Source organism: Pseudomonas iridis (genome assembly GCF_017980685.1).
GTDB lineage: Bacteria > Pseudomonadota > Gammaproteobacteria > Pseudomonadales > Pseudomonadaceae > Aquipseudomonas > Aquipseudomonas iridis.
The window spans coordinates 214,097-225,470 of sequence record NZ_JACXXO010000006.1 but is presented as its reverse complement, the minus strand read 5'-3'; the positions used below and the strand labels follow the sequence as shown (position 1 = coordinate 225,470).

Genomic DNA, 11,374 nt, shown 5'->3' with positions numbered 1-11,374 from the left:
TCAGTTCAAATTTATGTTATAGTATAACAATATAGAATGACCAGCCCTGCTCTTACCCTTATCTACAAACAACCGAAAGCTGCCTTCAAATTCAGGCTCGGAAAACGTGATGGAAAATGCGCTGAAATACTTGGTTTTGAGCGTCATGCTGTTAACTACGGCCACCGCCTGGGGAAAAACCCCGGCGCTCGCCTCCTGCACGCGCAGCGCCAATCTACTGGCCTGCGTGGATGCCGATGGCAACGCTTACAGCGTCAACACGGTCGGCAACACAATTTACCTGCGCGGTTTTGAAAAGAACGACAAGCGGTATTGGGCGCAGACCAACAGTCGGTTCGGACAAATGACGTTCTTCACTGGCATCGCTTCCGACGGTGAAGCCTGGGTCGGCTACACCCGTCGGGTGGGATGGACCACCATCAATCGCTTCTCCAGTTCAGGTGGCAGCAGCGCGAAATTCACCTGCAGCCGATTGAGCGGTTGCTAGTCCGCCCAAGTCATCGACATGTCGAGGATATAACCCCGATTGTGTCTCGCATGGAATGGGCGATTTTTGAGAGTGTTTCACGTGGAACCCTAGGCGGGATTGGCATGCACATATGAAAACCTGTTCATGAAAAAGACATCGTGATTCGAATTGTTATAATGTAACATCGAATTTAATCAACACGATGGTCCCGCTCATGAATTCGCTGACACTTCCGGATATCGCCGCGCAGGCCGCTCGCCAAGCCTTGCCACTCGAATGGGTGGGCATGCGCGGCATTGCGTTGCCTGTTTTGCTGGACGGCCAACGCCTGAGTGCGAAAGCTGATGCAGGTGTAAGTCTTGATGATGGAGAGGCGCGCGGTATTCATATGTCGCGCTTGTATCTGGCACTCGAAACCCTTGAACAACGCAACATTAGCCCAGCATTGCTTCACCAAATTCTTCAGCATTTCCTCGATAGCCACGAAGGTTTGTCCAGCAACGCCTATTTGAAAATCCATACAGATTTACTGCTCAAGCGACCCGCACTGATCAGTCCTTTGTCCGGATGGAAATCCTATCCAGTCACCATTTCGGCCAGCCTGAAAAACAGAATGTTCCACGTGGAACTAGAAATTGAAGTGCCTTACTCCTCGACATGTCCGTGCTCGGCAGCGCTGGCGAGACAGCTTATCCAGCAACAATTCATTGAAGACTTCGCTAACAAACATCTGAATCACGCAGAGGTTTTGGCGTGGCTGGGTACGCCCCAAGGCATCGTCGCAACACCACACAGCCAACGTAGCATCGCGCAACTACACGTTCATCTCGACGAATTCATCGACGAACTACCGCTGAGCGCAATCATCAACGATGCCGAAGCCGCCCTCGGCACCGCCGTACAAACCGCGGTTAAACGAGCGGACGAACAAGCCTTTGCCCTCGCCAACGGGCAGAACCTGATGTTCTGTGAAGACGCCGCACGCAGGCTGAATCTAGCGCTACGCCGCTCTCCCGGAGTGAGTGCATTCAAACTGCGAGTGACCCACGCCGAAAGCCTGCATGCCCACGATGCCGTCGCCGAAAGTCATTGGCACCGGGAGCAGGCATGATCCGTTGCCAGGCCTTGAGCTGGGGCGCACCCGGCCAACCGCTCACCTCGCCCCTGACCCTCGAATTCGAAAGCGGCAGCCTGACGGCGATCATCGGCGCCAATGGTTGTGGCAAGAGCAGCCTGTTGAAAGTCATTGCAGGACTGCAAAGGCCTTTGGCAGGAAAGGTCTCATTGAGCGTTCCACGGCAAAGCGGCGTCTCCTTCCTCCCCCAACAACAGCAACTGGATCGCCAGTTCCCGATCAGCCTCGAAGAGTTGGTGGCCGCCGGATTCTGGGGACGTCGATTGTCCACACAACTGCGTGCACAGCGCCTCGCCGCTGCCTTGGAAAACTGGCACCTGAACGGACTCGATCAACGCCCCTTGATGGCCTTGTCCGGCGGCGAATTACAACGCGCTCTGCTCGCTCGACTGAGTCTGACTGATGCACCCGTTTTGCTACTCGACGAACCGCATGCTGCTCTCGACGAACTGGGTCAACAGTTGCTGTGGCAACACATCCACGCCTGGCACGCCGGAGGTCGAACACTGATCGTGGTGTGCCACGACCTCTGCGCCGTTCGCGAACACATTCCAAGAACGCTGCTGATCAAAAACAGTGCCTGCGTATTTGGCACGAGCAAAGAGCTCATCCGGCAAACACCGCATACGCAGGTGGCGTGATGCTCACCATCGCGCACCTCTGGGAACCGTTCAACGAGTTCGTCTTCATGCGCCGCGCCCTGTTCGGTGGTTTGGTGCTGGCCTGCAGCACCGCCCCCCTCGGCGTTTTCTTGATCTTGCGGCGCATGAGTCTGATCGGTGACGCCGTTGCCCACGGCATCCTGCCCGGTGCCGCATTGGGCTTCTGGTTCGCAGGCCTGAGTCTGCCTGCGCTCACCATCGGGGGGCTCGGCGCAGGTTTGAGCATGGCCGGACTCGCCGCCTGGATCACTCGCAAAACGGGTTTGCGAGAGGACGCCAGCCTCGCCGCGATCTATCCAATATCGTTGGCAGCCGGTGTGCTGATTCTTGGCATCGCGGGCAAACGTCTCGACCTTTTACACCTGCTATTCGGGTCGGCATTGGCGGTCGACGGTCCGACCCTCAACGGCATGCTGTGGGTATCGACCTTCAGCCTGATCGCCATGGCACTCATCTATAAACCGTTGCTGCTCGACACCCTCGACCCACTGTTCCTGAGAACCGTCAGCCGACTCGGCCCTCTCGCCCATGGCGTGTTCCTGACCCTGGTGGTGCTGAATCTGGTGATCGGATTTCAGGCGATCGGCGCACTGATGGTCGTTGGACTGATGATGCTGCCCGCAGCCAGCTCGCGATTCTGGAGTCGCCGTCTGCCGATCCTGATTGCTATCGCCGCCCTTCTAGGCTGCCTGTCGGTGTGGCTCGGCTTGCTGCTGTCGTTCTACTTCTCGCTGCCCAGCGGGCCGGCCATCGTGCTGGTCGCGGGGGCCGGATATTTGCTCTCCGTGGTGTTCGGACCGGTTCACGGTTTGCTGCGCCGCCCTCCGTTGCTTACATCCCAATGAGGTGTTTCCCGATGCGCGTTCTATTTATGCTGTTCAGCCTGTTGCTGTCGATGTCATTGTCGGCGGCAGAAAAATTGCCGGTGGTGACCAGCTTCAGCATCCTCGCCGACATGGTTCATCAGGTCGGTGGAGAGCATATTCAGATCACCAACATGGTCGGCCCCGACGCTGACGCGCACACCTATGAGCCGACCCCGGACGATGCCAAAGCACTGCTCAAAGCCAGACTGATTATCAAAAACGGTTTGGGTTTCGAACCGTGGCTGGATCGCCTGGTGACCAGCACCGAAACCAAAGCCACGGTAGTCAGCGCCAGTCACGGAGTGATCCCGCGCTCGCTGGATGAGGACGGTGAAACCATTCCCGATCCGCACGCCTGGCACAATCTGGCCAACGCCGAGTTGTACGTCGCCAACATCACCAAAGCGCTGATCGCCGCCGACCCGACGAACAAGGCCGACTACGAGCGCAACAGCCAAACCTACCTGAAACAGATCTACGCCCTGCTCGCCGAAGCCAAGGCCAAACTCGGTTCACTGCCACCGCGCAATCGCAAAATCGTCACCAGCCACGATGCCTTCGGTTACCTGGGTCAGGCGTACAGCATCGACTTCATGGCCCCACAAGGGTTGTCCACCGAGCGTGACCCCTCGGCCGCCGAAGTCGCGGCGCTGATTACCCAGATCCGCCAGGCGAAAGTCAAAGCGGTGTTCATGGAAAACATCAAGGATGCGCGACTGCTCAAGCAGATTGCCGATGAGAGCGGCGCGCACATTGGCGGCACGCTCTACTCGGACGCCCTCGCCGCCAGCGGCCCGGCCAGCACTTTTACCGGGCTCTTCGAATACAACCTCAATACCCTTTACAACGCACTGAGCCAACCATGATCCGCAAGAATCCTTCAGGCGATCTGCCACAGATCGCCGAGTCGGCCTACGTCGATAAAACCGCGATCATATGCGGCAAAGTGGTGATTGGTGAAAACGTGTTCGTGGGCCCCTATGCCGTCATTCGCGCCGACGAAGTGGATGCTTCAGGCGAGATGGAACCGATCACCATCGGCGCCAATTCGAACATCCAGGACGGTGTGGTGATTCATTCCAAATCCGGCGCGGCTGTGACCATCGGCGAGTTCAGCTCCATCGCCCATCGTTCAATCGTGCATGGTCCCTGCGTGGTCGGCGACCGGGTGTTCATTGGCTTCAACAGCGTGCTGTTCAATTGCGTGGTTGGCGACGGCTGCGTGGTGCGGCACAACTCGGTGGTCGACGGACGCGATTTGCCGGACGCGTTCTATGTGCCCTCCACCACCCGCATCGGCCCCAACACTGACCTCTCGCAATTCCCACCGGTGAGTGTCAGCGCCTCGGAGTTTTCCGAAGACGTGGCGCGTACCAATGTCGATTTGGTGCGCGGCTACAAAGCCCTGCAGAACGAGTTTTAGACCATGAGCAGTGTGCTGATTCGCAACGCAAGAATGATCAACGAAGGACGTGGGTTCGATGGCGATCTGTTGGTCAGCAACGGTCGTATCGTCAAGATTGCGCGCAGCATCGAAGGTGAAAGCGCGAGCGTCGAAATCGACGCGGCCGGACAGTGGTTGTTGCCTGGGATGATCGATGACCAGGTGCATTTCCGCGAACCCGGTGCGCCGGCCAAGGGCAGCATTCATACCGAATCTCGCGCGGCGGTTGCGGGAGGCATTACCAGTTTCATGGACATGCCCAACACCCAACCCGCCACGCTCAGCCTCGAGGCGCTGGCGGATAAAAAACGCCGGGCGGCGCTCAGCTCCATGGCCAATTACGGCTTTCACTTCGGGGTCAGCCGGGACAATCTCGACACCGTCGCCGCGCTCAATCCAAGCGAAGTGGCCGGCGTCAAAGTATTCATGGGCGCCTCCACCGGCAACATGTTGGTGGATGATCCGAAGATTCTTGAGCGGTTGTTTGCTGATGTGCCGACGATCTTGCTGGCTCACTGCGAACACACGCCAAGCATCAACGCGAATGCGGCCAACCTGAGCGACCTGTTTGGTGAGCGTCTACCGCCCGCGGCTCATGCGCTGATTCGTAATGCCGAGACTTGCTATCGCTCGTCTTCGTTGGCTGTGGAACTGGCCAAGCGTCATGGCACACGACTGCACGTTTTACACCTCACCACCGCCCGGGAACTGGATCTGTTCGAAGACAAACCACTGGCACAAAAACGCATCACGGCAGAAGTCTGCCTGCATCATTTGCTGTTTGATGATCGCGACTATCCGGCGCTCGGCAACCTGATCAAATGCAATCCGGCGATCAAGACTCAGGCCGACCGCGATGCCTTGCGCGACGCGTTGAACTCCAATCGACTGGACGTCATTGGCAGCGATCACGCGCCGCATAGCTGGGCGGAAAAGCAAAGACCTTACACTGAGGCGCCTTCGGGATTACCGCTGGTACAACATGCACTACCGGCGTTACTCGAACTGGTCGCGGACGGCGTACTGCCGATCAGCACTCTGGTGGCGAAGACCAGCCATCGCGTGGCGGATCTGTTTGCGATTCCGGATCGGGGCTATTTGCGTGAAGGGTACTGGGCGGATGTGGTGTTGGTTGAGCGGCAGACTGTCGAGGTGTCTCGGCAACCAATTCTGTCGCAATGCGGGTGGACGCCGTTTGCCGGGAGAAGCTTTCGGCATCGGGTCAGTACGACGCTGGTGTCAGGGCAGATCGCCTGGCGCGATGGTCGGGTGAATGAAGGCTGTCGCGGTTTGCCGTTGCGGTTTATGCGCTGATATTGATGACGCCATCGCCAGCGGGCTGGCTCCCACATTTCGATTATTCGACTGTGGGAGCCAGCCTGCCGGCGTTGCTTTTAGGCGCGAGGTTTCAAGGCGCCGCAGTCCTGACCCAGCCACACGGCGCGGGTTTCCAGACTGCCCTTCTGGTTGATGCCGATGGCATTGAACGTGCCGTTGGCGACCGTGTTGAATTCCCGATCACTGAGGAAAGTCGCAACACCGGTGCCCTGCGCTTTCGGGCAGCTGAAACGAAATTTCCACTGGTTGCCGTTGCGCTCGGTGATCTGCTGTTTGCAGCCCGATTGCGGGTCGGCCAACGGAATATCATTGGTCGCCACTTGCTCAGGCGTCAGGCACGCGCGGATGCCCTTGCCGCCGATGTTGATGCCGTTTTTCTCCAGCGCCGCCCGCTGTTGCGGGGTCATCTGGCCTTGCAGTTGGCCGAGGATCGATTGCACGTCCATCGGCTGATCATCGACTTTGACGTTGCTCGACGTCATTTCCCACAACCCCGGCTGCAGCATCTGCGCCTGAGCAACCACCGGCAATGCCAAACCCAGGCCCAGCGCCAAACCCAGCAGACGAATGTTCATCGAAAAACTCCTGATCAGTAGTGGCCGTTAGACGTCGGCCAATTGCTTCGGTTCATGCACCAATTAATTAGCGACATTCGCGGCGGAACATGGTCTGTTAAGCATTGAATCTTCCGGAGCAAGGCTGCCCCATGGATTATTTCGGACCGCATATTTTCGGTTATCTGATCGCCCTGATACACACCCTCGGCTTGATCGCCGCCGTTCACGCGGTGCTCACCGTGCGCACGGCTCAAGGCTCGATCGCCTGGGCATTGTCGCTGATCTTCATTCCCTACCTCACGCTTATTCCGTACCTGGTGTTCGGCCGCAGCACTTTCGACGGCTACATCAAAGCTCGGCGCCAGGCCAACGAACAGATGCGCCAAGCCATCTCCGAATTGAACTGGCGGCCGTGGGTAGAAGAAGCCCTGGCCGCCCGCGCCTCGAACGCCTACGCATCCTTGCGCGCCATGCCGAAACTGGGGCGAATGCCGTGTCTGGCGAATAATCAGGTGCAGTTGCTGGTAAATGGCAAAGCGACCTTCGAAGCGATTTTCCGCGCTATCGATCAGGCGAAGGAAGCGGTGCTGATCCAGTTCTTCATCATCCACGATGATCGGCTCGGTCAACGCCTGCGTGATCTGCTACTGAAGAAGGCCGACGAAGGCGTAACGATTCATCTGCTCTACGACCGCATCGGCAGTCACGCCCTGCCCCATAATTATGTTCAGGCACTGCGCGATGGCGGCGTCGAGGTCAAAGCGTTCGCCACACGCAGCGGCTGGCTCAATCGCTTTCAGGTCAACTTCCGCAACCATCGCAAAATCGTCGTGGTCGACGGCGTGGTCGGGTTTGTCGGCGGGCACAACGTCGGCGATGAATACATGGGCGAAAAGCCGCCGCTGGCGCCGTGGCGCGATACGCATGTAAGAGTGCGTGGTCCGGTGGTGGCGTGCATGCAGGAATCCTTTGCCGAAGACTGGTTCTGGGCCGCGCGCACTTTACCGCCGCTGATCCTGCCGGACGCTTACCCGGACGACGGTGTGCTGTGCCAGTTGCTTGCCAGTGGCCCGGCAGATGCCTACGAAACCTGTTCGCTGTTCTTCGTCGAAGCTATCCACGCGGCGACGGAACGGGTGTGGATCACCAGCCCCTACTTCATTCCCGATGAAGCCGTGTTCGCTGCCCTGCGTTTGGCCGTGTTGCGCGGTGTCGACGTGCGCTTGTTGCTGCCTTCGCGCCCCGATCACCGCATCGTCTACGCGGCGTCCAGCCTGTACGCCTTCGAAGCCGTGCGCGCCGGGGTCCGTGTATTTCGTTACGAACCCGGATTCCTGCATCAGAAAGTGGTGTTGATCGACAGCGAGATCAGCGCCATTGGCAGCGCCAATCTGGACAACCGTTCGTTCCGCTTGAACTTCGAAGTGATGCTACTGACGGTCGACAGCGACTTCGCCGCTAGCGTCGAACAGATGCTGATCGAGGATTTCGAGCAATCTTACGAGATCGCCAAAGAAGAAAGCCGGGAGATCCACCGCCTGCAACAGGTCGGCATGCGGATCGCCCGGCTTATTTCACCGATTCTCTGACGTTCCCCAACCCTCTGCGTAGGGCAAGGGATACAGGGACTCAAGGGTGGTAGATGTCGTCGCGAGTCCACGGCAGTTCATGGCTGCCATCGGCATGCGCTTTTACCGCGAGGATCTGGTGCAGATTGATCCAGCCGCGCGCGAAGGCGTAAGCACAACCGGCCAGGTACAACCGCCAGATACGCAGCGCCTGCTCCGGCACTAGCTTCGCAGCTGTTTCGAGATTGTCTTCCAGACGCTCGCTCCAGTGATCGAGGGTACGTGCGTAGTGCAGGCGCAGACTTTCGACGTCGACAATCTCCAGCCCGGCTTCACTGATCTCGGCCGAGATCATCGACAAATGCGGCAACTCACCATTGGGGAACACGTATTTTTCGATGAACTCGCCGGCACCACGGCCTACCGGGCGGCCATCGGTGTGCCTGGCCGTGATGCCGTGGTTCATCACCAGCCCCCCCTCCTTCACCGCACCGAACAGGGTTTTGCAGTACTCGGCCAGGTTGGCGTGCCCGACGTGCTCGAACATGCCGACACTGACCACTTTGTCGAAGCGACCGTCCTGGGGCAGATCGCGGTAGTCCAGCAGTTGCAGCTCGATCTGGTCTTCCAGACCTTCGTCTTTGACACGTTCGCGGGCCAGTTCCAGCTGCGCCTTGCTCAGGGTGATGCCGAACACTTTCGCACCGAATTCCCGCGCCGCGTAACGCGCCAATCCACCCCAGCCACAGCCGACATCCAGCAGATAGTCGCCCGGCTGCAAACGCAGCTTGCGGCACAGGTGACGGAATTTGGCTTGTTGCGCCTGTTCCAGCGTTTCACTGCCGGTTTCGAAATACGCGCAGGAATACGCCATGTCGCTGTCCAGCCACAACTGGTAGAACGCGTTGGACAGGTCGTAGTGGTAGGAAATGGCTTTGGCGTCGGTTTCCTTGTCATGCACCGAACGCACGGGATGACTGTCGTCATCTGCACCGAGCAAGGCATTGCTCAATTCGTCGCAGAGCCGGATGACCTCGCTGATTGAACCCTCCAGTTCAAGCTTGCCTTCGACGAACGCCGCTCCAAGCGCATCCAGACTTGGATGGGTGAACTGGCTGACCATCTTGGGATCCTTGACCACGATGGTGACACTGGGCGTCGGGCCCAGATTGAATTCATGGCCATCCCAGAGTCGCAGGCGAAGCGGTAGCTGCAGATTCTGTAAGGCCGGTGGAAGTTGCGCGAGCATGGAAAATCCCCCCTTGTTTCAGACGTCTGATCTGAGGGTAGACCATCCTTGAAAAATAGCAGGCTATCGATTTGATAGACCGAATCTACCGCTCCAGACGCTCCAACAAGCCATCCTGCACCCACTGTTTCAGCCAGGTGACGGCTTGAAGTGCAGCGCCCTCACCATAAATGACTGCCAACGCCTCACACAGTTCGGCGAAACTCCAGCCTTCGTCGAGCAGCCCGTTCAGGGCCGATGCTTCGGGAGCTTCCAGGCTGCGGTAATGACAGATCAGATCATTACGCCAGATCAGGCAGCCCTGAGGAGCAGCAAACGCCATGCTTTCAGGGAAATCGCACGCTTCCTTCACCGCCCGCCACAGCGAGAGACTGTTGAACTGGCACTCCAACCTTTGCAACGACGGTATGGATTTAAACTGCAATCCTGGCCATTCATCCGGAGCAAGCGACGCCATCGCGTCGAGGGTTAACGGTGAACCTGCGGGCGCATCAAAGGCCAGCGTGAACGCCCATTCCAGCGCAGCCAATTCGGCCAGTGGTGCACCCTGCTCCCGCACCAGGTGCTCTCGGAGAAAATCGGCGAACCCCTTGCCCAACCAGCGCAGGCTGTAATGCGCCGACGGGCATTGGCGGATATACGCGGTGGCCAACTGATCGAATTCTTCGTCGCCCATCCAGTGCCAGATTGTCGGGTAATCGGTGCGCAACACTTCCAGCAAACGCGCCTTGTAGGCGTTGTGATAAATCGCCAGACCGGTGTCGATATCCAGCGTCGGGCCGCCGATCAGACTCTTTCCCAATGCCAGGTTGGCCGTCGCTGCGTCATCCAGCAGAAACGACTCGAACGCCAATTGCCATTCTCTCAGGCGCATTGCTGCCTCCCGGCCAAAACACGACTACCCAGCTCGCGAGCCTTTTGCAATTCATCGAGCAGCTCTTCAAACGGCGGAAAGTGATCGTCACGTTCCAGCAATGTCGCCACCGGGCCGAAGTGTTCCAGTGTGCGTTGATACAGCGCCCAGACCGGATCACTCACCGGATGGTCGTGGGTGTCGATCACGTAGTCGCCGTAATCGCTGTGCCCTGCCAAGTGCAACTGGCGCACTTTGTCCTTGGGCAGGCTTTGAATAAAGGTCCACGGATCGAAGCCGTGATTGCGCGAACTGACGTAGACGTTGTTGACGTCCAGCAGCAACTCGCAACCGCTCACCCGGCTTAGTGCGGCGAGAAATTCCCACTCGGTGAAATCATCCGAGGCGGCGCGAACATAACTGGAGACGTTTTCCAGCACCAATGGACGCTGCAACACATCTTGCACCTGGGCCACTCGGCCAGCGATGTATTCGAGGCTCTCAGCGGTGTACGGCAGCGGCAGCAGATCATGCAACTGATGAGCGTTGCCGCGGCTCCAGCACAGATGGTCGGAGATCCACGCCGGTTTGACCCGATCGGCCAATTGCTTGAGTTGTTTGAGATAGTCCGGGTCGAGGGCATGCGGCCCGCCGATGGACAGGGAGACGCCATGCATCACCAGCGGATAGCGCTCGGCGATGGCGTCCAGGTAATACAGAGCCTTGCCGCCCTGCACCATGAAATTTTCCGAGACCACTTCGAACCAGTCTACGTCGGGCGACTGTTCAAGGATCTGCTGGTAGTAAGCGCTGCGCAATCCCAGGCCGTAGCCGAGGAAAGGAAGTGAGGCGGACATATGCGGGCTCCTGATAAAAGTGGCCGCAGTGGCGTGAACCACTGCGGCGGCACTTACCGGTCAGTTATTCGCCGACCTTGCCACCTGCTTTTTCGCAAGCCTCTTGAGTCATTGCTTTGAAGCCCTGGCCTTTGCAGGCGCCCAAGCCTTTGCAAGCGTGGTCTTTGGTTTTGCAATCGTTCTGGCCTTTGCAGGAGGTCACGCCGTAACAGTGCACGTTGGCATCGGCGGCGACCACATTGGTGGCTACACCGGCAAACATGGTAGCGGCGGCCAAAGCGAGAGCGGCACCAGCAGCAGCGGTCTTGATCGTCATTTTTCTTATCCTCGGTAAGCATCAGGGGTGTCGGCTGGAAGGTTGTTCAGTCCCGACACA

General features: G+C 58.3%; 13 protein-coding genes. 8 read left to right on the top strand and 5 right to left on the bottom strand.

The window, feature by feature from the left end; all coding sequences use genetic code 11:
• Positions 1-109: 109 nt before the first annotated feature.
• The 7 genes from IEQ42_RS13110 to IEQ42_RS13080 all read left to right on the top strand — a co-directional run bounded on the left by IEQ42_RS13110 (position 110) and on the right by IEQ42_RS13080 (position 5,890).
• Positions 110-487: a glutamine synthetase gene (locus tag IEQ42_RS13110; RefSeq protein WP_210703794.1), complete on the top strand. Its 378-nt coding sequence runs from the start codon at positions 110-112 to the stop codon at positions 485-487.
• Positions 488-683: 196 nt separating this feature from the next.
• On the top strand, positions 684-1,580 hold the full coding sequence (gene folE2, locus IEQ42_RS13105; RefSeq protein WP_210703793.1) for a GTP cyclohydrolase FolE2: 897 nt from the start codon (positions 684-686) through the stop codon (positions 1,578-1,580).
• Positions 1,577-2,245: a metal ABC transporter ATP-binding protein gene (locus tag IEQ42_RS13100; RefSeq protein WP_210703792.1), complete on the top strand. Its 669-nt coding sequence runs from the start codon at positions 1,577-1,579 to the stop codon at positions 2,243-2,245. Before folE2 ends, IEQ42_RS13100 begins: the two co-directional genes overlap by 4 nt.
• Positions 2,245-3,111: a metal ABC transporter permease gene (locus tag IEQ42_RS13095; protein ID WP_210703791.1), complete on the top strand. Its 867-nt coding sequence runs from the start codon at positions 2,245-2,247 to the stop codon at positions 3,109-3,111. The genes IEQ42_RS13100 and IEQ42_RS13095 overlap by 1 nt, the downstream gene beginning before the upstream one ends.
• 11 nt (positions 3,112-3,122) lie before the next feature.
• Positions 3,123-3,998: a metal ABC transporter substrate-binding protein gene (locus IEQ42_RS13090; RefSeq protein ID WP_210703790.1), complete on the top strand. Its 876-nt coding sequence runs from the start codon at positions 3,123-3,125 to the stop codon at positions 3,996-3,998.
• The gene (locus IEQ42_RS13085) at positions 3,995-4,555 is read left to right on the top strand and encodes a gamma carbonic anhydrase family protein (RefSeq protein WP_047304287.1); all 561 of its coding nucleotides are present in this window, start codon (positions 3,995-3,997) and stop codon (positions 4,553-4,555) included. Before IEQ42_RS13090 ends, IEQ42_RS13085 begins: the two co-directional genes overlap by 4 nt.
• A gap of 3 nt (positions 4,556-4,558) precedes the next feature.
• Positions 4,559-5,890 carry a dihydroorotase gene (locus IEQ42_RS13080; protein ID WP_210703789.1) on the top strand — a complete coding sequence of 444 codons (1,332 nt, stop codon included), beginning with the start codon at positions 4,559-4,561 and terminating at the stop codon, positions 5,888-5,890.
• Between the two features lie 80 nt (positions 5,891-5,970).
• On the opposite strand, the gene IEQ42_RS13075 is transcribed toward IEQ42_RS13080, so the two are convergent.
• Positions 5,971-6,489 carry a DUF3617 domain-containing protein gene (locus IEQ42_RS13075; protein WP_210703788.1) on the bottom strand — a complete coding sequence of 173 codons (519 nt, stop codon included), beginning with the start codon at positions 6,487-6,489 and terminating at the stop codon, positions 5,971-5,973.
• A gap of 131 nt (positions 6,490-6,620) precedes the next feature.
• On the opposite strand from IEQ42_RS13075, the gene cls reads away from it, so the two are divergent.
• On the top strand, positions 6,621-8,060 hold the full coding sequence (gene cls, locus IEQ42_RS13070) for a cardiolipin synthase (protein WP_210703787.1): 1,440 nt from the start codon (positions 6,621-6,623) through the stop codon (positions 8,058-8,060).
• A 40-nt stretch (positions 8,061-8,100) separates the two neighbouring features.
• On the opposite strand, the gene cfaB is transcribed toward cls, so the two are convergent.
• From cfaB to bufA2, 4 genes are all read right to left on the bottom strand, one after another.
• Positions 8,101-9,288, bottom strand: coding sequence for a C17 cyclopropane fatty acid synthase CfaB (gene cfaB, locus IEQ42_RS13065; RefSeq protein ID WP_210703786.1), 1,188 nt, complete (start codon positions 9,286-9,288; stop codon positions 8,101-8,103).
• Positions 9,289-9,373: 85 nt separating this feature from the next.
• Complete coding sequence (locus IEQ42_RS13060; RefSeq protein WP_210703785.1) at positions 9,374-10,162, bottom strand: HvfC/BufC N-terminal domain-containing protein; 789 nt, start codon at positions 10,160-10,162, stop codon at positions 9,374-9,376.
• A complete protein-coding gene (gene bufB / locus IEQ42_RS13055) occupies positions 10,153-10,998 on the bottom strand; it encodes an MNIO family bufferin maturase (RefSeq protein ID WP_210703784.1) in 846 nt (281 codons plus the stop codon). Before bufB ends, IEQ42_RS13060 begins: the two co-directional genes overlap by 10 nt.
• A gap of 64 nt (positions 10,999-11,062) precedes the next feature.
• Complete coding sequence (gene bufA2 / locus IEQ42_RS13050; RefSeq protein WP_210703783.1) at positions 11,063-11,314, bottom strand: BufA2 family periplasmic bufferin-type metallophore; 252 nt, start codon at positions 11,312-11,314, stop codon at positions 11,063-11,065.
• Between the last annotated feature and the right edge of the window lie 60 nt (positions 11,315-11,374).

Excerpts from the sequence above, each read along its gene's own strand:
- IEQ42_RS13110 (WP_210703794.1), top strand. The coding sequence starts at position 110 with ATGGAAAATGCGCTGAAATACTTGGTTTTGAGCGTCATGCTGTTAACT.
- folE2 (WP_210703793.1), top strand. The coding sequence starts at position 684 with ATGAATTCGCTGACACTTCCGGATATCGCCGCGCAGGCCGCTCGCCAA.
- IEQ42_RS13100 (WP_210703792.1), top strand. The coding sequence starts at position 1,577 with ATGATCCGTTGCCAGGCCTTGAGCTGGGGCGCACCCGGCCAACCGCTC.
- IEQ42_RS13095 (WP_210703791.1), top strand. The coding sequence starts at position 2,245 with ATGCTCACCATCGCGCACCTCTGGGAACCGTTCAACGAGTTCGTCTTC.
- IEQ42_RS13090 (WP_210703790.1), top strand. The coding sequence starts at position 3,123 with ATGCGCGTTCTATTTATGCTGTTCAGCCTGTTGCTGTCGATGTCATTG.
- IEQ42_RS13085 (WP_047304287.1), top strand. The coding sequence starts at position 3,995 with ATGATCCGCAAGAATCCTTCAGGCGATCTGCCACAGATCGCCGAGTCG.
- IEQ42_RS13080 (WP_210703789.1), top strand. The coding sequence starts at position 4,559 with ATGAGCAGTGTGCTGATTCGCAACGCAAGAATGATCAACGAAGGACGT.
- IEQ42_RS13075 (WP_210703788.1), bottom strand. The coding sequence starts at position 6,489 with ATGAACATTCGTCTGCTGGGTTTGGCGCTGGGCCTGGGTTTGGCATTG.
- cls (WP_210703787.1), top strand. The coding sequence starts at position 6,621 with ATGGATTATTTCGGACCGCATATTTTCGGTTATCTGATCGCCCTGATA.
- cfaB (WP_210703786.1), bottom strand. The coding sequence starts at position 9,288 with ATGCTCGCGCAACTTCCACCGGCCTTACAGAATCTGCAGCTACCGCTT.
- IEQ42_RS13060 (WP_210703785.1), bottom strand. The coding sequence starts at position 10,162 with ATGCGCCTGAGAGAATGGCAATTGGCGTTCGAGTCGTTTCTGCTGGAT.
- bufB (WP_210703784.1), bottom strand. The coding sequence starts at position 10,998 with ATGTCCGCCTCACTTCCTTTCCTCGGCTACGGCCTGGGATTGCGCAGC.
- bufA2 (WP_210703783.1), bottom strand. The coding sequence starts at position 11,314 with ATGACGATCAAGACCGCTGCTGCTGGTGCCGCTCTCGCTTTGGCCGCC.